The sequence below is a fragment of the Dyadobacter sp. CY347 genome, assembly GCF_021502655.1.
Classification (GTDB): domain Bacteria; phylum Bacteroidota; class Bacteroidia; order Cytophagales; family Spirosomataceae; genus Dyadobacter.
The window spans coordinates 36,694-59,946 of sequence record NZ_JAKFFT010000003.1; the positions used below are offsets into that span (position 1 = coordinate 36,694).

The 23,253-nt window shown below is 45.7% G+C and carries 19 protein-coding genes and 1 pseudogene; 11 read left to right on the forward strand and 9 right to left on the reverse strand.

The window, feature by feature from the left end; genetic code table 11:
- The first annotated feature begins 31 nt into the window (after positions 1-31).
- Entirely contained in the window at positions 32-3,361 is a 3,330-nt protein-coding gene (locus L0659_RS08030; protein ID WP_235125309.1) for a TonB-dependent receptor, read from the forward strand.
- A 47-nt stretch (positions 3,362-3,408) separates the two neighbouring features.
- Entirely contained in the window at positions 3,409-4,992 is a 1,584-nt protein-coding gene (locus L0659_RS08035; RefSeq protein ID WP_235125310.1) for a RagB/SusD family nutrient uptake outer membrane protein, read from the forward strand.
- Positions 4,993-5,037: 45 nt separating this feature from the next.
- Here the strand turns inward: L0659_RS08035 and L0659_RS08040 are convergent, their stop codons facing one another.
- The 4 genes from L0659_RS08040 to uvrA all read right to left on the reverse strand — a co-directional run bounded on the left by L0659_RS08040 (position 5,038) and on the right by uvrA (position 10,113).
- Positions 5,038-6,228 (reverse strand): winged helix-turn-helix domain-containing protein, encoded by a 1,191-nt coding sequence (locus L0659_RS08040; protein ID WP_235125311.1) that lies wholly within the window; start codon positions 6,226-6,228, stop codon positions 5,038-5,040.
- A 73-nt stretch (positions 6,229-6,301) separates the two neighbouring features.
- Entirely contained in the window at positions 6,302-7,021 is a 720-nt protein-coding gene (locus L0659_RS08045; RefSeq protein WP_235125312.1) for a PDDEXK nuclease domain-containing protein, read from the reverse strand.
- 35 nt (positions 7,022-7,056) lie between these two features.
- The gene (locus tag L0659_RS08050; protein ID WP_235125313.1) at positions 7,057-7,482 is read right to left on the reverse strand and encodes a helix-turn-helix transcriptional regulator; all 426 of its coding nucleotides are present in this window, start codon (positions 7,480-7,482) and stop codon (positions 7,057-7,059) included.
- A gap of 117 nt (positions 7,483-7,599) precedes the next feature.
- A complete protein-coding gene (gene uvrA / locus L0659_RS08055; protein WP_235125314.1) occupies positions 7,600-10,113 on the reverse strand; it encodes an excinuclease ABC subunit UvrA in 2,514 nt (837 codons plus the stop codon).
- Between the two features lie 480 nt (positions 10,114-10,593).
- On the opposite strand from uvrA, the gene L0659_RS08060 reads away from it, so the two are divergent.
- Positions 10,594-11,652, forward strand: coding sequence for a calcium:proton antiporter (locus L0659_RS08060; protein ID WP_235125315.1), 1,059 nt, complete (start codon positions 10,594-10,596; stop codon positions 11,650-11,652).
- Here L0659_RS08060 and L0659_RS08065 read toward each other — a convergent pair.
- Positions 11,639-12,892, reverse strand: coding sequence for a HAMP domain-containing sensor histidine kinase (locus L0659_RS08065; protein WP_235125316.1), 1,254 nt, complete (start codon positions 12,890-12,892; stop codon positions 11,639-11,641). The two genes, L0659_RS08060 and L0659_RS08065, sit on opposite strands and share 14 nt — an antisense overlap.
- Before the next feature lie 813 nt (positions 12,893-13,705).
- On the opposite strand from L0659_RS08065, the pseudogene L0659_RS26515 reads away from it, so the two are divergent.
- Positions 13,706-14,179: pseudogene (locus tag L0659_RS26515) on the forward strand (choice-of-anchor E domain-containing protein); the annotation flags it as partial.
- Positions 14,180-14,404: 225 nt separating this feature from the next.
- Here L0659_RS26515 and L0659_RS26520 read toward each other — a convergent pair.
- A complete protein-coding gene (locus tag L0659_RS26520; protein WP_409018852.1) occupies positions 14,405-14,623 on the reverse strand; it encodes a DUF3986 family protein in 219 nt (72 codons plus the stop codon).
- Here L0659_RS26520 and L0659_RS26525 point away from each other — a divergent pair.
- The 6 genes from L0659_RS26525 to L0659_RS08095 all read left to right on the forward strand — a co-directional run bounded on the left by L0659_RS26525 (position 14,522) and on the right by L0659_RS08095 (position 17,824).
- Positions 14,522-14,752, forward strand: a complete 231-nt coding sequence (locus L0659_RS26525; protein ID WP_409018854.1) for a T9SS type A sorting domain-containing protein — start codon at positions 14,522-14,524, stop codon at positions 14,750-14,752. The genes L0659_RS26520 and L0659_RS26525 overlap by 102 nt on opposite strands.
- Before the next feature lie 238 nt (positions 14,753-14,990).
- On the forward strand, positions 14,991-15,620 hold the full coding sequence (locus L0659_RS08075; protein ID WP_235125318.1) for a response regulator transcription factor: 630 nt from the start codon (positions 14,991-14,993) through the stop codon (positions 15,618-15,620).
- A 365-nt stretch (positions 15,621-15,985) separates the two neighbouring features.
- Entirely contained in the window at positions 15,986-16,375 is a 390-nt protein-coding gene (locus tag L0659_RS08080; protein WP_235125319.1) for a response regulator, read from the forward strand.
- A gap of 119 nt (positions 16,376-16,494) precedes the next feature.
- Complete coding sequence (locus tag L0659_RS08085) at positions 16,495-16,821, forward strand: helix-turn-helix transcriptional regulator (RefSeq protein ID WP_235125320.1); 327 nt, start codon at positions 16,495-16,497, stop codon at positions 16,819-16,821.
- Positions 16,811-17,185 (forward strand): SRPBCC domain-containing protein, encoded by a 375-nt coding sequence (locus L0659_RS08090; protein ID WP_235125321.1) that lies wholly within the window; start codon positions 16,811-16,813, stop codon positions 17,183-17,185. Before L0659_RS08085 ends, L0659_RS08090 begins: the two co-directional genes overlap by 11 nt.
- 198 nt (positions 17,186-17,383) lie before the next feature.
- Entirely contained in the window at positions 17,384-17,824 is a 441-nt protein-coding gene (locus L0659_RS08095; protein ID WP_235125322.1) for a VOC family protein, read from the forward strand.
- 96 nt (positions 17,825-17,920) lie between these two features.
- On the opposite strand, the gene L0659_RS08100 is transcribed toward L0659_RS08095, so the two are convergent.
- Positions 17,921-18,577, reverse strand: coding sequence for a hypothetical protein (locus L0659_RS08100; protein WP_235125323.1), 657 nt, complete (start codon positions 18,575-18,577; stop codon positions 17,921-17,923).
- A gap of 401 nt (positions 18,578-18,978) precedes the next feature.
- Here L0659_RS08100 and L0659_RS08105 point away from each other — a divergent pair, with 401 nt between their 5' ends.
- Entirely contained in the window at positions 18,979-19,998 is a 1,020-nt protein-coding gene (locus tag L0659_RS08105) for a hypothetical protein (RefSeq protein ID WP_235125324.1), read from the forward strand.
- A gap of 25 nt (positions 19,999-20,023) precedes the next feature.
- Here L0659_RS08105 and L0659_RS08110 read toward each other — a convergent pair whose 3' ends face one another.
- Together L0659_RS08110 and L0659_RS08115 are read right to left on the reverse strand one after the other, a co-directional pair.
- On the reverse strand, positions 20,024-20,497 hold the full coding sequence (locus tag L0659_RS08110; protein ID WP_235125325.1) for a hypothetical protein: 474 nt from the start codon (positions 20,495-20,497) through the stop codon (positions 20,024-20,026).
- 322 nt (positions 20,498-20,819) lie between these two features.
- The gene (locus tag L0659_RS08115) at positions 20,820-23,240 is read right to left on the reverse strand and encodes an ABC transporter permease (protein WP_235125326.1); all 2,421 of its coding nucleotides are present in this window, start codon (positions 23,238-23,240) and stop codon (positions 20,820-20,822) included.
- Positions 23,241-23,253: the final 13 nt, after the last annotated feature.

The following is a 23,253-nucleotide window of genomic DNA, read 5'->3' on the forward strand; positions in this document are numbered from 1 at the left end:
TCTTTTACTTCCTAAACCTAACCAACTGATTATGCAGAAACGACTATTATCAGTCCGACGGCTATTCCTATTGCTTGCAATCAGTGCTTTACCCACGCTCGTTTCCGGCCAGCTGCTTGCGAAGCTCAAAAGTCAGCCCGTTCAGCAGCGCGCGGAGCCGCAACGCGCCATGAAGCTCAAAGAAATGCTGCTTTTGCTGAAAGCGAAATACCAGGTTGACCTTTTATTTGAAGAAAAAATCCTGCCCGAAGTACTAGTGCCGGGCAATGCGATACGCTCGGGCTCGTCATTTGAAACCAACCTGAAAGCCTTGCTCGAATCGACTGGTATTCAGTTCAGGAAGGTGAAAAAGGGGACTTATGTATTGCTGGACCAGAAAAGGACCCGCGAGTTTATGAGGCCCGAAGCACTCGTTCCGGGGCAGCCGGAAGAACACAAACAGGAATTCCCTACGATTCCTTCCAAGACAGAAGCAGGGAAAGAAACGCTGAAAACGACCCGTCTTATACCCAATGAAATCACGATCAAGGGAAAAGTGTTCGATACGCACGAACCGCCGCGCGAGCTCCCCGGCGTAACGATCGCGATTAAAGGAACGAACGAAGGCGCGTCGACGGACGAAAACGGATATTTTGCGCTCGATGTGCCGCGTGATGCGGTTCTCGTATTCACGATGGTGGGTCATAAAAGCATGGAGTATGTTGCCAAATCAGCGAATTCAAACTTGATCATCGCCTTACAGGAAGAAATCGCGAGCCTGGATGAAGCGGTGGTAGTAGGGCAGACGGAGCAAAAGAAAAAGCACATTGCGGGTTCGATCGCAACAATGAATGTTGCTTCGCAGATCAGCGGAAAGCCGATCACAACCTTGTCGCAATCGCTGCAAGGCGGCGTTACCGGCTTACAGGTGCAGCAAAGCTCGGGTATGCCGGGCGGCGATGCGGCGGCGATCAAGATTCGGGGTATCAGTACGCTGGGCAATTCCAACCCGCTTATTCTGGTTGACGGTATTCCGATGGATATGAACCACATTGATCCTGTAACCGTGGAAAGCGTGACGGTTTTGAAAGATGCGGCTGCATCAGCCATGTATGGTGCCAGGGCGGCCAACGGTGTGATCCTGGTCACGACAAGGCGCGGTACGCCCGGTAAAATTTCGGTGACTTATGATGGTTATGTCGGTTCGCAATCGCCCACATATTTACAGAAGCTCGTGGATGCGCCGCAGTATATGCGGATGTACAATGAAGCGCGCGTCAACTCGGGTAACCAGCCTTTCTACACGGATGAGGTCATTCAGAAAACAGCGGATGGATCAGACCCGATCATGTACCCGAATACGGATTGGGTAGACCTGATCGTGCGGGAGAACTCACCAATCACCAGCCACTCCATTTCACTTGATGGGGGCAATAACCTCGCGAGATTTGCGGTAACAGCCAACTATCTTTATCAGGATGGAATGATCCCGCTCAGCAAAATGGACCGCTTCAACATCCGGGCGAATACTTCCATCACGGTAAATAAAAGCTTTGTTTTCGACGTCGATCTATTAGCCATAAAAAGAAATACGCGTAACAATACACGTCCGGATGCCAACCAGGGCAACCGGATGCTGGAAGATGTGTATCGGGTGCCTCCTACCATTTTACCCAAATACCCGGAAAAGAACGGGCGCACTATGTATGGCAGGTATGCGGACATTGTGAACCCGCTTGCGTACGCTGAAAAAGGCGGTTACCGGGATTTCGAAAGTGGGCAGGCTTTGATTAATATCCAGCCCAAATGGGAGGTTTTTCCGGATTTTAACCTGAAAGGGCAGTTCAGTTTTCGCCTGAACAGCGATCAGGAGCGGACCGTGGCGGACGCTTACAATTTCTTTGATTACGGTACAAACCAGTTGGTGCAGAGCTGGGGCGTGCAGCGCGGAGCCACTTTTGCGCGCGGCACCTACATGTACATGGCTGCCAATGCGGATTATACTTTCACCAAAAATGATCACCGCCTATATGCATTCGGTGGTTTTTCAACAGAAAAGAATAATTCGGGTTACTGGGATGTGAATACGATGGTGTCGGGTTATACCAAACTCAACTATTCATTCAAGGACAAATATTTGCTGGAAGCGACCGCGCGAATGGACGGTTCTTCCAAATTCGGGCCGGGACATCAGTGGGGTTTCTTTCCTTCTGCAGCGGTAGGATGGAATATGCACCAGGAGGAATTTTTGAAAAATGTGCGCGGCATTAATAACCTGAAACTGCGCGCTTCCTATGGTTTGCTGGGAAATGAAAATATCGGACTATACAGGTTCCAGACATTGGTAGAAGGGACAAACGGGTATGAGAACATTTGGGGTAACCCCGATATTACCTGGGAAACCGTAGGGCTTTTTGATGTCGGAATTGACGTCGGGCTTTTCAACAACAGCTTTGAACTGATATTTGACTATTATGATAAAGTGACCAAGGACATTATCCTGCAACCACAGGTTTCCTATGTAGGGGGAATGGGTAATGTGCCTATCAATGCAGGAAAGGTAAGGAACCGGGGATGGGAGTTATCTCTCAATTATTTTAAGGAGTTGGGCAAAAACTGGAACCTCTCGGTGAAGCCGGGGATCTCTTACAACCAGAACCGCATTTTGGAACTGCAAAACGGACCTTATCTGACGAGTACGAGTATCAACCAGGAGGGTAAGCCAATCGGCAGCATATACGGCTACCGCACCGGCGGACTGTTGCAGCAAAGTGATTTTGAATCAAGTGGAACTGCACTTGTTCCGGCGGTGGTAGGGGCCAAGCCGGGTGATATCCGCTACCTTGATCTGAATGGAAACGGACAGATCGACGCGCAGGACCAGGAGGCAATCGGTAACCCTGTCCCGATGGTCAACTACTTTACCAATGTTCGCCTGGCGCACAAAAAGTTTGACATCGAACTGCTGATACAGGGAACCGGACAAAGCGACCAGCGATTGACGGGTATGCTGGCTTACCCGCTGGATCAGACAGCCGACGGAGGCGTGCCAACTACTTACTACGCAGATCGTTACTGGACGCCGGAACGAACCGGTGCGCGGTTTCCAAGACTTTCCAATACACCTGCGAATAATAAACTCTCGTCCGATTTCTGGATCCAGAACGGAGCGTATTGCCGTGTGAAATACATTCAGCTGGGGTACAATCTGCCGGTTAATGCCGTCAGGAAAGTAGGTGCAATGGGGGCGAGGCTGTATGTGAACGCACAGAATCCTTTTGTATTTACCCCGATGAAATTAATGGATCCTGAAAGTCTCGGAAACCAGTGGACCTACGGGATCATGAAAGTGTACACAGTTGGTATTAATGTCAAATTTTAGTGGCTGCAACGATGAAAAAGCTATTTCAAATAACAATTACCGTTTTGATGCTAACTGTTTTTACGGGGTGTGAAGACTTTTTAACCCAAAACCACCCGACCGGCATCACCGACGACAAATTCTGGGAAACCGAAACGCACGCCCGCGATGCTTTGAGAATTGTATACGACGCACTGCCAGGCGGGACCAATGGTCGGGATATGCCATTGAATACCAGTAATATAATGATCATCTCCGGTCTGAGCGACGAGGCTGTGCACCGGGCAGATTACATTGGCGCCTACGAGGAATTTACCCGCGGCGTGCACAACAGCAATTGGAGTACATCACTTTGGTTTTGGAGTTCCGACTTTTCGGGCACGCGCCAGGCAAGCCGCTTCCTGGAACACGTCGACAAATGCTTTATGGACGAAGCGCTTAAAACCCGCATGAAATATGAGGCCCGTGCATTGCGCGCCTACTATCACATGGAATTGTTTCAGTTTTTTGGAGGAATCCCAATTGTGACCAAGTCGCTGACGCCTAATGAGAATAACGTGAGCCGGAATTCCGAGGAAGAGGTTTATAACTTTATCATTTCCGAACTCACCGAATGTGCGCAAAACCTGCCCGATACTTACACCAACGATGAATTCTGGCGGGTAAACAGTGCAGCCTGCTGGACACTGATATCCCGGCTGGCGCTATACAAAAAGGATTTCGCGCTTGCACGTGATGCTTCCCAAAAGGTCATCGACAAGCGGATTTACGAGTTGTATACCAGCAAAACGTCCGGAGCCAATAATCTTGCAGAATTATTTACCTATTCCGGAATGCTTAATAATGAGCGCATTATGATACGTCCGAGTGGTGCTGCTGTGGCATGGACGCGTTTTGCACCTTTCGGGATTGGTGGCGAAACGTACACTTCGCCTACCAGCACGGTGGTCGACAACTGGGAAACGAAGCAGGGAAAAACGATTTTTGAGTTGGGGCCAGATTCTCTGGCAGCTTACCGGAAAAACCCAAACCATCGGAACAACCGCGATCCCAGGCTGCTTGCCTCGGTATTGTTTTCGGGTGAAAAGTTCGTTGATAACACCTACACCGTCGATCCGTTTAATGCATCGCCCAGTAACCCCGACCGGATTGGGCTGGAAAAGTCTACGGCGACAGGCTACTGGATCAAAAAATACCTGGATCCGCGCGACCGCCAGCCAAGAGGGGGCACACTCGATTTCATGATCATTCGCTATGCAGAAGTGCTGCTTAATTATGCGGAAGCGATGATCGAGCTGGGCGAATGGAGTAACCCGGAAGTATTGAAAAATATCAATATGGTGCGAAACCGGTCAAAAATGCCGAATGTGGATGTAAAAGTTTACAATTCACAGGCGAAGCTTCGGGAGCTGATCCGTCGTGAGCGGCAGGCGGAACTGGCTTTCGAGGGACAGCGCTACTATGATATCCGCAGGTGGGGCATTGTGAATGAGGTCATGAACGGTCAGGTTTTCGGCGCTACCAATCCGGAAACGGGTGTGGCAGTACGCGTAGAGGAACGATCTTATAATCCGGGCCGCGATTACCTCTGGCCAATCCCGCAAAATGAACTACTAGCCAACCCGAATATGGAGCAGAATCCTAATTATTGACAATCAAGCAGGGGCGAAAAATCAATTTTGTCCCTGTTTTTTTGCCTAACACATCGATGACCTGATCGTTTCCAGATAGGCCTCGTTGTTGGATTTCTTAAAAACGATTTCGTCACATTGATTAAACCTGACGAATGCATTCAGCGCTTGGATCAACTTTTCGATTGTATTTTCGCTGATATCAACAGGCTCGAAATGAATGTTATGGACAATCAGCACTTTTGCTTTTCGGTCTGCCTTCGCGTCCATTCTTGCAATAAATTTATCCCCGGCTAGGATCGGCAATGAAAAGTAGCCATACTTTCGTTTGGGTGCCGGCACAAAACACTCGATCTGGTAATCAAAATCAAAGAAATCTTTCAACCGGTGACGGAACACATTCAGAATATCAAATGGTGAAAGGATAAAAACCTCATCGGATAAGTCTATGTCAACCTTCTGATCGGGAAGCATAAAAAGCGGTCCTTTTAAACCTTCGACGGTAACCGTTTTCAACTCGCCCGCCCGGGCCATTTTTTCCAACTCCTTTTTGACCATATTCCCTCTTACATATCGCGCGCGCCATGCGATTTCTTTGGTATAGGCAACACCCAGCGCCCCGAGCGTCCGGCGGATGACGAAACGTGCATATTCCTCATCCGTAGGCATCGTCAGATCCGTTTCCGAAGGCACCAGGTTCACAGGAAGCCCGTACACTTTCTGGAAGGCGCTGGTTCGGCTGACCATCAGGTCGCCCGCAAAGTATAGTCTTTCCAGTGCAACCTTTGCAGGACGCCAGTCCCACCAGCCCGAGCTTGCTTCCACGCGGTCATTGTCAAAATCACCCACCATGAGCGATTCCTCGCGTTCGGCCCGGTCCATAATCTGTTGCATCAGCTTTGTCTCTGCCTGGGTAAGTGGTTGACGCTGCGCTTTGAATGCTTTTTTGACCGGCAACGTGAAGCGGAAATCATGCATGGGAAGATAACCGGAGTCCGAAGTAAAATACTCAAAAACGGTTCCATCCTCGCAAAGTTCAGCCAGCCATTCCGTCCTGTAATCCGGAATTCGGGCAGCCATCACGTGATGATGCGCCCGCTCCACAACATAATTCGTATCAAGTTGCACAAACCCCAAATGATCAATAACCCGATAAACAGCCTCAATCCCAGTCCCAAACTGCGCCCTACGAGCAAGTCCGGCAGCTTCCAGGATAATTTTTCTTAGTTGTGGTTTGGTTAGGGAGAGAGATTCCATGATGTGGTTAAATTGCGAATAGATTGAGGAGGTTTCGGGAGTGGATTAATTGGGGTTAGGATGAGATGACTATTTACAGAATATCTGCCCATATGTTTTTCAGATCGCGGATGGAATTCCTTTGTCGTCCGACAAAGGAAAAGCCTTTTCCTAATTCGAGTAAAAAATGCTGCAAGTTTCCGATTAAGGCTTTTTCAATGTCTTGCTCTAATGCATTTATTGGTTCAGGGATATTTAGGAATTCGAAAACATATGGATCTTTAATAAAATCGTTGGCTTGAATCTTATCGGACTCTTGATCAGGAATAGAAATGTCTTGCTTGGTTTGAGAGGAAAGTAAACGCTGATAATAATGGGAATTGATATTACGCTCCAACGTCCGAGTACTCCACATTTGATGTGCACATTCTTTAAGATAATAAGATCTTGTATCGGGGCTTTCTATCCGCATAATCAGCCGGTTATGGCTCCAAGACAATTTGCTACACACTGCGTAGCAAATCTCCTCGTCAGGATAGGTAAGATAAAATTGTCTGAAATTTCGAATGTTAGCATAGGAAAAACCCTTGCCAAATTCAGTTGTTAGCGAGATGGACAACGTTTTTAAAATCGCTTCGCCATAAGCGGCCTTTTGTTCTCCATGTTGTTCTTCCTCTACAATTCTCCTCCCCATCTGCCAATAGGCAATTACCATTTCGCTATTTACCGCACTGTAAGCTTTTTGCCTGGCGAGCTGTAAGATATGCCTTACGTCTTTTATTAAAGACGTTGCAGGAATGTCAAACTCGTTCATAGTGTGATGTTTTAATTCATACTGGATATGATTTACTATCTATTTCCAATCAACCGCTCCAACCTCCCCATCATCTCATCCTTCTCCCTCAACATCCGCTCATAGAGTTCCATTTTTTCATCATGCAGCTTCCTAATTTCCTCAATTGGGCTGATGTTAAATGTTGGGGTATTACCGACATTTACGAAGGAACTATCTTGGAATGTATTTGAAATGATATTCACCGCTTTCTCCTCATCAAAATTCCGAATCGCTTCGACAGGGATTTTCAAAATTGCCGCAACCTGCTCCAAAATATCCGAGTCGATCTTTTCTTTTTGTTCGAGTAGGGAGACCTTTTGTTGGTTCCAGTCTTCGCCGAGCTCGAAGGCAAGATAATCTTGTTTGATCGAAAGCATCTCGCGGAATCGCTTTAAGTTGCGTCCTTCGTGGATCTTTGGATTGGTGGTAGCATGTGCCATGGGGAATGGGTGTTTCGTTTAAAAAAGCAATTTATATAAATCTCCTGTTAACTGTCCGGATATCTTACACGCATTACCATGTATGTTACACGGCTGTTGGGAGTTGTTTCATCAATGTTATTTCAGGTTGAGATATTTTCCAGTTTGACTTGCTGGTTCACCGGCGACAGTTGCTGCCGAACCACAAACTACGATTTTACCGCCTTCATCTCCGGCACCTGGCCCAACGTCGATCACCCAATCGCTGTTGGCGACAACGTGCATATCGTGTTCGATGACAATGACCGTATTTCCCTGATCAACCAGCTTATTGAGCTGGACAAGTAAATTGTCGACATCGGAAGGATGCAGTCCGGTCGTCGGCTCATCAAGAATATATAATGTATTGCCATGCTGGGCCCGTTGCAATTCGGTGGCCAGCTTTATGCGCTGCGCCTCGCCACCTGAAAGCTCGGTAGCCGGTTGCCCGAGCCGGAGATATCCCAGACCAACCTGACGAACAACATCCAGTGCCCGATTAATCTGCGGTTCAGACTCAAAAAACTCAAATGCCTCATCCACCGTCATGGCAAGCACCTGGGCAATGTTTTTTTCATTGTATGTAATTTCCAGCGTCTTCTCATTGTAACGACTTCCATGACAAGCCGGGCAGGGCGTATATACACTGGGCAGAAACAAAAGCTCGACCATTACAAAGCCTTCGCCTTCGCAGTTCGGGCAGCGTCCTTTTGCGACATTAAAAGAAAAACGACCCGCATCATATTTTCGACTCTTTGCCATTTTGGTATTTGCAAACAATTTACGGACATGATCAAAAAGGCCCGTGTAAGTTGCCAGGTTTGAACGGGGCGTGCGTCCGATGGGTTTCTGATCTACTGGTATTAGCCTGCGAATCTGACTTATGCCTTCCGAAATATACCCGGTCGTTGTTTTTGGGTTTTCTGCTTGAAGAAGATTGTCTTCCTGATCATCGGTGCCCGGTATTTGCTGTCCTAATTTCTCCAAAACAAGCTCTACAAGCGCCTGACTGACCAGACTGCTTTTCCCCGATCCCGATATGCCGGTAACGCTGGTCAGTACGCCTAATGGAAAGTCGGCATCCACATGCTTCAAATTATTTCGGCTTACATCCCTTAATCGCAAATATCCTTTCGCCTCTCTTGCAGGCATTTGACTTTGGTCTACATTGAATAAATATCGCCTTGTAACGGACTTGGGAATCTTTTCCAATCCCTGTAACGGACCGCTGTAAAGTATTTCGCCGCCCTTTTCACCCGCGCCTGGCCCTACATCGACAACCCAATCAGCATGGCGGATGATTTCGACCTCGTGTTCGACTACAAAAAGCGAATTTCCAGCTGCTTTTAAACGGTCCAGGGCCCGGAGCAATGACTGTGTGTCGGCGGGATGAAGACCTGCCGATGGCTCGTCAAGTACGTAAACGACGCCAAAAAGATTGGAGTGTATCTGAGTTCCCAGCCGCAGGCGTTGCAATTCTCCCGGCGAAAGGGTGGGGGTGCTTCTTTCAAGGGTCAGATACCCAAGCCCCAGATCGATAAGTACGTCCAGGCGGGACAAAAGATCGTGACCTATACGTTGAATAACCAATGCCTTTTCGGGATGTTCCTGGTCTGGGTTAGCACTTTTGGATTTTAGGGATGAAGAAATAATGTCACCTAAATACTTGATATTGAGCTGATAAAACTCTGCAATGTCCATCCCGGCAAATTTTACAGATAATGGCTCAGGTCGCAGGCGCTTTCCATGGCAGACTGGACATTGCGCGCTCAGCATAAATTTTGACACGCGCTTTTTCATCGCCTGGCTCTGCGAATTCGCAAATGTTTGCATTACATATCGCTTTACTCCGGTAAAGGTGCCCATATAGCTGGGTTCCATTTTCCGCGCCAGGGCTTGTTGAACTTGCGCCATATTAAGTCCGGAGTAAACCGGAACAACCGGCTGCTCCTCCGTAAACAAGATCCAATCCCTGTCTTTCTTCGGCAGGTCGCGCCATGGAATGTCCACATTGTAACCAAGCGTCATCAATATTTCCCGCAGGTTCTGCCCTTGCCAGGCTGTGGGCCAGGCCGCGATGGCTTTTTCCCTGATCGAGAGTGAATCATCGGGCACCATAGAATGCTCTGTCACTTCATATACAACCCCCAGGCCATGGCATTCCGGACAGGCGCCTTCCGGGGTGTTGGGTGAAAACGATTCCGCGTATACGATGGACTGCCCGGCCGGATAATCTCCCGCCCTCGAATAAAGCATCCTGATCAGATTTGAAATCGTTGTGACGCTGCCTACAGAGGAACGCGTGCTTGTGGCTCCCCGCTGCTGCTGCAAGGCGATAGCCGGAGGAAGGCCATCGATACTATCGACCTGCGGAATGGACATTTGATTAAAAAGTCGCCTCGCGTACGGAGAGACCGACTCCAAATAACGACGCTGCGCTTCGGCATACAATGTCCCGAATGCAAGTGAAGACTTACCAGAACCCGAGACACCTGTAAATACCACTAATGCATCCCGGGGAATTTCCAGATCAACATTTTTCAGGTTATTCTCTTTGGCTCCCTGTATTTTTACAAAATTGGAGACAGGTTTCGATGTTGCTTTTTCTGACATTAGATCTCGGATAAAATATTCCTGAATATGCTGCCGGGCGTTCTGACCGGTTAATTTACGCAACATATCACTTATATATATCCGGGCGAAATTTTTGGCTACCAGCTGTTTGGAAAAAACGGCTGCATGAGGTTCTTTATCATGGCGTAATGATCTTGAACTTTTTATGGGCGGAACTTTAAAATTTCTAACGAAATCTGTGGTTGTCTTGTGAGTTTATCGGGATGCCTTTATCTTTGTACATTACACATTAGTCAATTTTACAGTATTACCTTCTTTTAACAAGGTCAAAAAGAAGTTAAACTTTGAAAGGGGCGCATTGAGGACTCGTGAGTTTAGCGGGAATATAACGATCTGTCTTTTAATAATATAGGTGCTGGTTTTAACTTAATGCATCTTCATAAGTATTAAAATCAAAAAGCCCGCAAATGGTAATTTGTGGGCTTTTTGATTTTAATAAAATTTCACCTCAACTCTATTATGAAAAAAATATTTCAATGGACTTACATAGCACCTGCGATTGCTTGGATCTTTTATTTGGTGGCACCAGATGATGGCGGTTTTTTGGGTAGTGCGTTAGCAATCGCTGCGCTCATTGGTGGTGTACTTTCGGCGGTGCACCATGCCGAGGTGATAGCACATAAAGTGGGCGAGCCATATGGGACTATCATACTGGCAATTGCAGTCACCCTGCTGGAAGCCTCTATTATTGTATCGCTTATGTTGACAGGAGGCCTGGGCGCCGACACTTATGCGCGGGATACGCTGTTTGCAGCCGTGATGTTGATCCTGAATGGTATACTGGGCATCAGCATGTTGGTAGGAGCAATAAAATATAAGGAACAGGGATTTGAAACAAAAAGCGTTACAATTGCTCTGGTAAGCCTGGTGTCAATCCTGGTGCTGACGCTGGTACTGCCCAATTTCACAACAAGTATAGCGGGCCCTTCTTACAGCGCTCCCCAGCTCATTGCCATTGGCATTTGCTGTGTGGTTATTTATGGTTTTTTCCTGTTTACACAAACAATCAGGCACCGCAGATATTTTGCGACAGGGCCCACCGGGGAAGAAAAAGCGGTGTCGTCGGCGGAGGCTGGTATTAGTTTTGGGCTTTTACTGGCTTGTCTGGGAGTCGTTATATTATTGGCAAAAAACCTCTCTCCCGTCATTGAAGGATGGATTGTAGCAGCAGGCCTGCCCACAGCGTTAGTAGGTGTAGCCATTGCCTCGGTGATCCTCTTACCGGAAGGCATTGCCGCAATTCGCGCAGCCAGGCGGAACCAATATCAGACCAGCATCAACCTTGCACTGGGTTCGGCATTGGCTAGTATAGGCCTTAGTATACCTACTGTCGTGATCGTTTGCACTATTATGGATCTGCCCCTTGTACTGGGCCTGGATGCTAAATCAATGGTGTTGCTCGGTCTTTCCATTTTTACGGTAATGCTTTCATTGAACAAGGGCCGGACGAATGGTTTGTATGCGGTCGTTCTTTTGGTCAATCTGATGATGTACATATTTACCATCATATTTGCTTAATGAATTCTGGTTTGGTTTCAGTAACATTCTCGGGAAAGGTGAGGGTTACTTTTGTAATGTTATCGGTGGATTCCATCAGCAGTTGGATACCCAGCAATGAGGTGATTTCTTTGACAAGAATCAATCCAATACCATAAGTTTCTGTCTTGCTGAGCTCGGGGTAAGTGTTGTGCGATTTCATATTTACCCATTCCAATGTCTCATGTGACACGGAACCGGAATTTTCGAGCGATAACTTAACCGCAAGCGGATCGGCATAGGCCGCAATTTTTATCAGACCATCGCGGGTATTTTTGTTTGAATTGTCAAGGAGGTTATGAATAACTATCCCCAAAAAGTTTGAATTACTGGTCACAGAAATGAATGGATCGATGTCTAAATGGACTTGGTTACCATTTGTATTGATAATGCCTTCAAATAATTCGACTTTATCTTTTACAAGCTGCGCCAGGTTTATGCTTTCGGACCTGTCCAATTTCTGGTGAACAGGCAGCTTGGTGAACTCCAAAATATTATTGACGAATCCGTACATCGTCTCCAGTGATTTGCTGAGCTCCAACGTATAATTGCCGATTTGGTCGTAGTCCTTGTTCTGAGCCAGCCGGTAAATTTCTTCTGAAACAATAATCAAAAACTTAAATGGCCCACGGATGTCATGGGTTATGGATGCAACAAGGCGTGATTGAATGTATAATTGATGTTCAAGGATTTCCTGCGACACTTCCAGGGCGCTCAGGGTTTGCTGTAAAGCCTCTGTGCGCTCGGTTACTGCCTGGTCCAAAAGCCTGTTTTCTATTTTTACTTTCTCGATGGCGAGCCGCTCATTTTCTTTACGCTGATTTCGCGCATCGCGGTCGCGCTTCAAAAAATAAGCAGCAGGGATAAGTATCATGCTAATAAGGATACCCCGGCTGCAAAGCATTAAAATCTTTATCCCGATCGGATTCTGCGCTGTTCTGAACGGAAAATCTTTAAAAATGGGATTGAATGTGAAGTAGAACACATTGGAAAATAGACAACAGCACAAAACAGACAACAGCAAGCCTGGCCAGCCCCTGTATTTCTGTTGGACCATGTTGGTCGCATACCAGCAAGTCAGGCACATCAGAAAAATGACTATTTCTGAGCCGATCAGATTCACGGGATCTTTCAATTGACCTTCGGAAATGCGGGCTGGTAGCACAAACAAGGGAATGCTGGCAGCCACAATAAGGCCTGCCTTGTGAAGATATTTGTTCATTAAGTGGCGGTAGGTTATTTCATACCGATAGTTCTAAGTAAATATCGGTGACACAAAGTTACGGAGAATACCCGCGCAATTCATCCACGCTATGTTCGTAGGAAAGAAAATGACCAGGAAGCAATTTTTGGAACATTTCGCTTAACCTGACCATTAATTAGAACTGTTTTATTGTCAATTGTAGAAGTATTTCACAACGCTTGTTGATATACGACGAGATCATCTTTTATCTGTTCAACGCAGACTTTCGCCAGAAAAATTCCGTGTAGTTTTGCCGTGTAGCAATAGTTTAATGGGGCCACCAAGTAATTATGCATGCATTAAAAAAATAAATATCAATCTCCACAAATAATTAAAATCATGAAAAAAAATTATACTCGAACACATCTATTTAGTGCCCTGATCGCTCTCTTGAGTGTGGGCGCTATTGATACGGCTGTTTCGCAAACGCTTCCGATATTGCCTTCACCAAATCACGATACGAACCACGATGCCCTGATCACCGGTTCGATCACTGTGAATGCAAGTGATCAAAAAATTGCTGGTGCGATCGCGAAACTTTCCCGTGTAATGCCAGGGCCTCCGCAGACTTTTGTTCCGGTTTCCTATGCAATCAGCGATGCGAATGGAAATTTCGTCCTGTCAGGCCAAGCCGGAGTGGAGTATCACATTGATTATGAGTTTCCTACTGCTGGCTTCACGGCCGTTGCCGGAAACCCTTCGGCCAACTTTATCGCATCTGCCGGCAGTAACCCTGCGCCAAACGGTGGCCTGGAACTAACGCGGATTGCGAACACGATAACAAATTGCAATATGCGCCCCAGCGAAGCAACGGACTGGACTGGAACAATCAACGTTGAAAAGGCGATTCAGCTGAATCCTGATGCTTCACTGAACAATATATCTGTTTTTGGATCTGTGATCACGTCACATCCCGTGATTGAAATTACTGCAACTACGGCTTCAAATGTTAGGGCATTGCGCATTGGATCCGATGTAAGCCTGGCGGGCCCGGGCGGATATTCCGAGCTCCTCGAATCCGTGAAAAGTTTTGCCGGAAACCCTGTTGCGCAAAACATCGTCCTGGCAGGTGGCGAAACCTTAACTTACTATGACATCACCTCTGCAAAGTCTTCAACTCAGGCGCTGGGCTCCGTACCTATAGAGTATACCGGTACAGGCAATGTAACCTTTGACTCACAAGCATTTGGATCAAAAACAATCACGACAACCGGTGGAAATACTTCCAGCCTTGAAGAAACTTTTGCTGCGGCCGGTGTCTGTCTAACATATACCTACGACATCGATCCGCTACCAGTGACATTGGCGCATTTCAGTGTGAAAGCAGAAGCTACCAAAGAGAGAAGCATTGCTAATCTAACCTGGACAACAACAGCGGAAACCAACAGTATGCAGTTTGACATTGAGCGCAGCAGCAATGCCAAATCCTGGACCAAAATAGGGACCGTAGAAGCGAAAGGCGAAAGCAGCACTATCACACACTATAATTTTTCAGATCTGCTTCCTGCGAACGGAGACAACTTTTACAGACTGAAAATGATAGATGCGGACCAGACTTTTGCGTTCAGCGGCATTAAGAACATTAAAGTTGAAAACAACCTGGTAAAAATTTATCCGAATCCGGCTATAAGCTATCTGCAAATTGAGCCAACAATTGTTGAGAAAATAAGCAAGATGGAGATTCTGAGCCAGAGTGGAAGAGTTCTGCAAACTTTAAGCAGCGCTACACAAATCGAAGGGCAGATTGATTTAAAAAGATATTCGCCAGGATTATATTTCGTGCGGTTTAAATTTAATAATGGCACCAGTACAATTCAAAAAGTTGCCATAGCACAATGAGAACCAATCTCTTATATGTGCGCTGTTTCAATAACTGAACTAGTATTTGATATTGTGTTCACACTAAGATAAAATACCAATAATAATTAGAGTAATTTTAATGTGAAGGGTTCAGAGTTAATAATGGATCTGGCTTGTTACTTTCCATTATTTCAATAAACAGACGATCAAAAATCAAAACACCTTCCGGCATTTTCGAGAAGGTGTTTTGATCATATTGATACGTCCACTATTAGTTATGAAAATATTACACATTGATGATCATCCATTAATCCGGATGGGCTTAGAGCTTTTAATAAAAGAAATTTACCCAGATTCCGAAGTAGTCCAGGCCATTGACTTTACCAAAGGAATGGAAGCCATTAAAAGTCAGTCTTTTAGTTTGATTATTTTGGATATTGGTATACCGGGAGGTAAGAACTTAGAAATGATCAAAAAGATCCGAGGTTATCAACCAAATGTTTCAATTCTTATTTATTCCGGTTACGATGAACAGCTTTATGGCCTGAGCTTTATCAGGGCCGGCGCCGATGGATTTCTTTCCAAAAATTCTACATCCGCGCAGATAAAAACAGCTATCAAAATGGTCGCTGAAAAGGAAAAATATTTCAGCCCGGAACTGCGTGAATCTTTGATTGAAAAACTTTTAAACAAAGAAACCGGAACAAAAAGTATTTTGCAAACCCTGTCACCCGTCGAATTACGCGTTACGCAGCTATTGGTTGAGGGATATTGGAACAGGGATATTGCACGTTTACTCGACTTAAAAAGCTCCACCGTCAGCACTTTCAAGCAAAGGATTTTTGCAAAACTCGGTGTCAAAGATGTTATCCAGCTCGCTGCATTGGTTAATGCGACCCGGGAGTAATAGTTGGTTAGGTGAGGTAGAATATTTTAATAATTTATTGTGCTTGCAGTTTATTTATTTCGTTTAATTTTCGCATTTATTCTTGCTATTGCATTAGTTATTACTTCTGTTGTAATATATCCGCTTTGGTGCGTTCATCGTATCTTTCAACTGTTTGCAAGTAATCCTTTATATTCTCCAAAAAGATAATATTTTATAAAAAAAACAGCCCATAAAAATGATTTATGGGCTGTAAGGATTATTACTCAACGTTATGCACAGTGAAGTGCGATATTTACCTCAAATGTACGACTAAAATTTATTTTTTAATAGCATTTTCTTAAATTGCTGGTACAAAACAAAACATTGAAACACACAAGAAACCCGTGGCTAATAATATCATATTACTTCTGGTTGACGACGATCCGATTGTGTTATCAATTCATCAAATCCTGCTTAAAAAAATCGGCATAACCTGTAATATTTTTTGCTCACCGAATGGCGAACATGCGCTTAATTTCATGAACTCCTGCGTTGAGGAAACCATATTTTTTGTACTGCTTGATATCAACATGCCGGTCATGAATGGCTGGGAATTCCTCGACGCATTACAACGACATCCTCGTTTGCCAAACACGACTGTTTACATGGTTAGCTCAGCCGACGGATCCGAAATGCAGCGCGCGGCCAGCTTCGCTTATGTGGCTGCCACACTATCCAAGCCCTTGACAATCAATGACTGTCAGCATATCCTGGCCCGGTTACAGCGCGGCTAGGTCGTAGCCGGTTACGCTATAAATTACTGGCTTGCATCAAATATTTTCGAGAAAATTTGTGCAACTCAAAAGTTGCGCTTACATTTGCAACTCGTAGGTTGCAAATGTAAGTATAGAGCATGAGACAAGACATATTCCAGGCCATAGCGGACCCCACGCGCAGGGCTATTTTATCTTTAATTGCTATTCAGGCATTGACGCCAAATGCAATGGCTGAAAAATTTGATATGACCCGGCAGGCCGTTTCGAAGCACATTAAAGTATTAAATGAATGCGGACTGATCAGACCGGAGCAGTCGGGAAGAGAAATTTATTACCACTTTAATGCGAAAAAAATGCAGGAGCTGGATCATTGGCTGGCGCAATTCAGGCAAAATTGGGAAACGCAATTCAATCAATTGGACGAAGTATTATCAACCATTAAAAAGCAAAAAAATGAGCAGTAATTTACTATTTGATTTTACCGTCGACAAAGCGGCAAAAACGGTTATTATAACCAGGGAATTTAATGCTGGTCTTTCTTTGGTATGGGATGCTTTTACCCAAAAGGAATTACTAGATCAATGGTCAGCGCCTGCGCCGATGCGTGCCAGAACCAAATACATGAATTTTGAGGTTGGAGGAGCAAGGTTTTATGCAATGGTGAGTCCCGAAGGGCAGGAGCGTTGGGCATTGCAGCGATATACTTCCATAACACCAAAAACCAATTTAAAATCTATAATGCTTTTTCAGACAAAGATGAAAATCTCGAATTGCCGGGATCGGAATGGGATTATAATTTTAGTGAAGAAAATGGTACAACAAAGGTGAATATTACAATTTTTAATGAATCGTTTGAGCGAATGGAGAAACTTTTGGATGGATTCACGATCGGCTTCAAAATGACATTGGCAAACCTGGAAGATCTCCTTGTAAAATTGTCGCAGGAATCATAAATGAAAATGTTAGCGTACTAAAATATTTTTAATTAAAATTTTGATTCAATAATAAACATTCGAAAAAAAAATCATGAAAGCAATTTATCCGTGGATCAATTTTAATGGAAATGCTGAGGAAGCATTTAATTTTTACAAATCGGTTTTTGGTGGTGAATTCTCGAAAGTAATTCGTTTTAAAGACATAGCAAGCGATGAATTTCCCGTGTCAGAAAACGAAGCAGACAAGCTCATGTATATTTCTCTGCCCATTGGGAAAAATAATATTTTAATAGCAAATGATGTTCCTGAGATAATGGGTCGGACGAATGAAAATGAAAACCGGTCAAAAATATTAGTGAATGCAGAAAGTCGTGAAGAAGCGGACCAAGTTTTCAATGGGCTGTCGGCAGGCGGGGAAACAGAAGGGCCCATTGGCGACAGTCCCTGGGGATCCTACGGCGGAATGTTCAGAGATAAATATGGCATCGAATGGATCGTAGAATTTGACCCAAATGACAATGCGCAGATTTGACCATATTTCATTCAGTTCACGTCGCCTTCAAAAAAAGCCGCTTCGGATTCCCGGAGCGGCTTTTTTACGTATTGATGCTTATTGATTTCCTTAGGGTCAATTCGGATCGGAAGCGTTTTTCTTATCCTTCCGTTTCTTCTTCGATTTGTTATCCGACATATCGGATTTTCCTGTTTCGGTGCTGCCGGAGCTTTGGGTCATGGTGCTTTTTGTTGAATCCATTTCGCTCGTAGTAGCCGAACTTCCGGCGGTGCCGGTTCCCTGCGTATTGCTGTTGCTTTGCGTCGCCGGATTGGTGCTGAATGGGCTACCATTCTGCTGTCCCGTAGGATTAATAGCGTTATTCGTGGTGCTGTTATTCACCGTATCCGCTGTTGTGCTACCCTGCGTGTTGCTGCTTTGCGTTGCCGGAGTGGTGTTGCCCTGGTTGGTGTCACGCTGTCCGGTTGGATTAATCGAATTGTTCGTAGTGCTGTTATTCTGCGTCCCGGAAGTGGTGCTACCCTGTTGGGTCGTCGTGTTCGTTCCCTGTTTCGGGGTCGTCTGATTGGTCGTGCTCTGCGCATAGATCGTCGCACTCGCAAGCAGCATCAATGCCACAATAGATGTCGTTATTTTTTTCATGATCTGGTTAATGTTGATGAATGTGGGGAGTATATAAAATTCCGTTCCAGCAGTGCGTGTGGTCTGGCATTTCAGCGGATAGGCCAGTATTCTTAAATCAAAATAGTCCAGCAGGCATCGCGAAGGCATTCATAACAAAAAATACGGATCGCTTTAATTTGAGATCATTGTAGAAGGCAAAGCAGGAAAGACTGTTCGTACTGCCGTTGGCAAACTGGATATGGCGCCCTTGCTGGTATAATGACGGAGTTGTATGCCATCCGCATTGGGTCGTGCTCGTTTTAAAGATGAGCGCGTAAAAGGCGGGCTTTCGGTAAAATGGACAAGCCCATGCTCGGCGTCTATAACGTATACAGCGTACTGTCAGGCAAGCTCACACTGCCATACAAAGTGAAGTAATCTATTTTAGTCGCAGTGTTTGTGAATGGTCCGCCGCGAATGATCGATTTGTGTCGAACATTCGCGGCACTTTCGGAACATTAGATTTTGTTTTATATTGTGTTTTTGTAATGAATAACCAAAAGCATATTATGTTAAAATTTTACACTAAACTCGTCCTGGGTGCCGTAAGTCTGGTTACCTTTTCATGTAATCTTCAAGATCACGTAATACCAACCACACCGGATGTGTACGTGGCTGGCTACCAGTATGATGGCGCTATTAACACGGCAAAATATTGGAAAAACGGGAAGGCAGTGGATCTGTTGTCGAATAGGAATGCTATCGTAACTACTTCCATTGCGGTATCCGGCGAGGATGTGCACGTGGTTGGCTGGGATGGAGACAGTTCCATGAAGGCACAAGCCAGATATTGGAAAAATGGTGTTTTGCAATCGTTTTCGGGACAGTATGCTCCGACAGTATTAAGCAAGGTGCTGTTGCCAGGCAGCGATGTGTATGTGGCAGGCTCAGGCGAAGATGCAGCTGGATACTATGCCATGTATTGGAAAAACGGAGCGCCGGTAAACCTGAACAATTCCCGTAACGGATGGGCGAGGGACATGGCGATTGTAAATGGTGATGTATATGTCACTGGTTTTGCCTCCGGCGGAGCAGGTGCGCAGACAGTTGCTAAATACTGGAAAAATGGCGTAGATGTTAATTTGACAAACGGGGATGAACAGCATTTTCCCAATGGCATAGCCGTATCAGGCAATGATGTTCATGTGGTTGGTACCATGGGCGGAACATTCAGGACAATTGCAAAGTATTGGAAAAATGGTGTTGAAACGATTCTGAGTCCTTCATCATATTATTCAAATGCAGAGGACGTTGCCGTTGTAGGAAACGACGTCTACATTGTTGGTAATGTTGGAGACAGCCTTAACTACTACACCGCAAAAGTCTGGAAAAATGGTGTCGAGACAACCCTTCCGGGAGGCGTTACGGCTACTGGAATTACCATCATCGGTCATGACGTATATGTTTCCGGTGCTGGTTTGAATGGAGTGACAAGCATTGCCAAATACTGGAAAAATGGCATTCCCGTAGAACTTTCCGATGGTACCAGGAACGCCGCGGCAACATCTATTTTTGTGACGGCTCCTTGATTAGTGCATGAAGTCCCGATTTCAGTTATTTCTTGCCAGGCACCTGTTTGCAGTCGGTTTTGGCTAATGTGACACCGGTGTACTGCACTTTGGACTTGTCTGCGAAGACAAACTTTCCGTCTTTCAGTATTCTGTCGCCTCGGCCTTCTGTTAGTAATGTGTCTTTGCGCAGGAATGTGACTTCGTTGACATATTCGGAATCGGACGACATGAATGTGTACAGGCCCCAGATTGTATCACCATGCATTTTTCCCATAAGCAGCCCGTTATCCTGCTGTTTCTCATAGAGTTTGTATCCCAGACTGCCTTTAATGCTGTCTCCGTAAACCAGCGCATTTAACAGCACCGTGTCTTGTTTGACGAAGGAGGCATAGCAGGAATTAAATACGCTGTCAGAGTCGGATGTTTTTCTGTTGAGACCTGTATTTTCAGTAGGTCCTGAGTTGCATGAGGTGAGGAAAATTACAATGAGGGAAATCAGAACAATACAGGTTTTCATAGATCCTTTTTGGCTTTACAGGTTGAAGTACCGCAGGAGCAACCCTGCTTTCCGGCAAAGCTAAATCAGTCTTGGGGGGATAAAAGTGATGATCGTCAGTTTACAACACGATAATGGTCATGATGGACAATTATCGTGTTGAGGAATAATCCAAATTCCGCTATTCGCTGCGCAATGACTTGACCGGTTCATCAGCGCAGTAGCAACAGTTTTGCTGTGGCCAGGCCTACGACGTTAATGAGCGAAAACGTATTGTCCTTTCTGATTATCCGAAGGGCGATTTTAAGGTAGTTTGTAAGCATGATTATGAGTCGTTCAATGTCTAATGACTTTTTAAAACCTCCACCGGATTACTTCCGGCGGCCTTCATCGTCTGCGAACCGATCATAATACACGCGATCAACAAAACTGCCAGCAACCCGGCGACTAACTCGCCGATCTGAACAGGTGTATGGTACGGGAAGTTGGTGAGCACAAACCTTTCGAAGAAAACATAAGTCGCAGGAAGAGCGATCAGTGCCGAAATTGATAATAGCACCACAAAGCCCCGGCTTAATAAAAAAACCAGACTGCCAGCGCTCGCGCCCATGACTTTCCGGATGCCGATTTCTTTTAATCTTGTCTCTGTCGTGAAAACCACCATTCCAAATAATCCCATGGATGCAATGGAAATGGCCAGGATTGAAAGGAAGCCGATGATCTTGATCATGGTTGAAAATTCGCTGTAAGCTTCCTCAATTTCTTCATCATAAAACTTCGCCTCAAGCGGATGGACCCGATCGATTTTCTTCCAAACGGACCCGATCCTGGCCATGGTTGCAGGCATATCTGCGCTTTGTATTTTAGCATTAATAACCGCTCCGTCCTCTGGGGTCCAGAACATGAATGCCACAGGTTCGATCAGGTTGTTTACCTTGCCATAGTGAAAATCCTTGATCACGCCGACGATCTTCATCCTGCGGTTTTTTATCCGGAAACTACTGAATGTTACCTGTTTTCCGATTGCTTCTTCTGGGTTCCCTAAATTGAAACGCTTCAAAACCTGCTGGTTAACGATCACCTCGCTTGCTGCCTCAGATTTGGTGGGTCGTGCGACAAAATTCCCGCCGGCGAGCAGCTTATAGTTGTGCAGGGATAAGTAATTTTCTTCAATGTGATTGGTCAACACCAATGCGGAATCCTGCGAATCCTTGTATTTCATATGCCCGCCCCAGGCGTTGCCAACTGCGGTGATAATCAGCGACCTGGATAGCGCAGTTACCTCCGGCATTTCTCTTAATTCTTTGAGCAGCGCCTCGGGCTTGTTTCCCTGCATGTCAATGTTGAGGATGTTTTCCGTGTTAAATCCCAGGTCGAATGCGAGTATGTTTTTATACTGAACATAACCTACGGCAGTCGTTGTGATGAAGATCAATGTAACCGTGTACTGAACCACCACCAGTGCGCGCCTGAGTGTTACATTCTTGAAAACTTTTACCGACGAAACATTGCCGAGCGCATGGATCGCGCTGACTTTTGAAAAGAATAATGCAGGCATAAGGCCAGCGATGACACCCACCGTAACCGAGAAAAATACAAAAGCCGCGATCATGGTAGGCGTGAGATCGAGCTTCACCGTGCGCTCCATTTGCGGGGCCATATTGATCAGCTGCGGCCGCAAGGCAAGAAATATAAAGTAGGACAGGACAAGGGCTGCAAGGGAAATCATGATCGCTTCCGCAAGAAATTGCTGCCAAATCTGGCCTTTCCGGGCGCCTATGGCTTTGCGAAGGCCAATTTCCTTAAAGCGTCGCATTGCACGCGCTATCGAAAGATTGGTATAATTGAAACAAGCAGACAAGATCACAACCAATGCGAGACCGCCGAGTATCCAAAGCACAATCGGCGGCATATGCGGGCCCACATAACCGCTCATTGAGCCGGAGCGGAGATCCTCGCCAACTACGATATCGAACAACGGAAGAAGTTCGAGCTGGATTTTCGTTTGTTCTTGGGCCAGGTTTTCTTTGTTCGCAATCGCGTCGAGCTGTGCCTGGACTGTGTTCAGGTTGGCATTTTCAGGCAGCATGACATACACCGAATTCGAGAACATGTTAGCCCAATTGTCGAATTCTTTATCATTCTTATTAAGCTGCTGCGCCGTCGACAAAGACACCAAGGCTTCAAAATTGATATGTGAAAAAAACGGAACATCCTTTACGATCCCCGTCACCTGATAATCCAATGTATCAAATTTAACTGCTTTGCCGAGCGCAGACGCGTCGCCAAATAGCTTTTTGGCCGCAGTTTCTGTAAGGACGATCGAGTAGGGATCTTTCAATGCAGTTTCCGGATTGCCTTCCAGCATGGGAAATGTGAATATCCGTAATAGCGACGGCTCCGCCCAGAAGCCCTTGATAGGGAGTACGTTATCACCAACTTTCGCATCCTGCAAAAAGTCGTTCCGCAAAATCGCCACTTCCTCCACGCCCGTTACTTTCTCCCGGATCAGCTTACCGGTCTTGATGGAAGTTGATGAAAATTTGCTGCTGCCTTGCTCACCTTTGAAAGTGGCCACATTGGTAATGCGATAAATCCGCTTGCCATGCTCGTGAAACTTATCGTACGAACGCAAGTCAAGAACAAACGCAATCAGCAGCAAACCGACAGACATGCTAATAGCGAGACCAACAATATTAATGGACGAGAAAAGCTTGTTACGCAACAACCCACGCGCCGATGTTTTAACGTAGCTTCCGATCATAATGCATTGGATA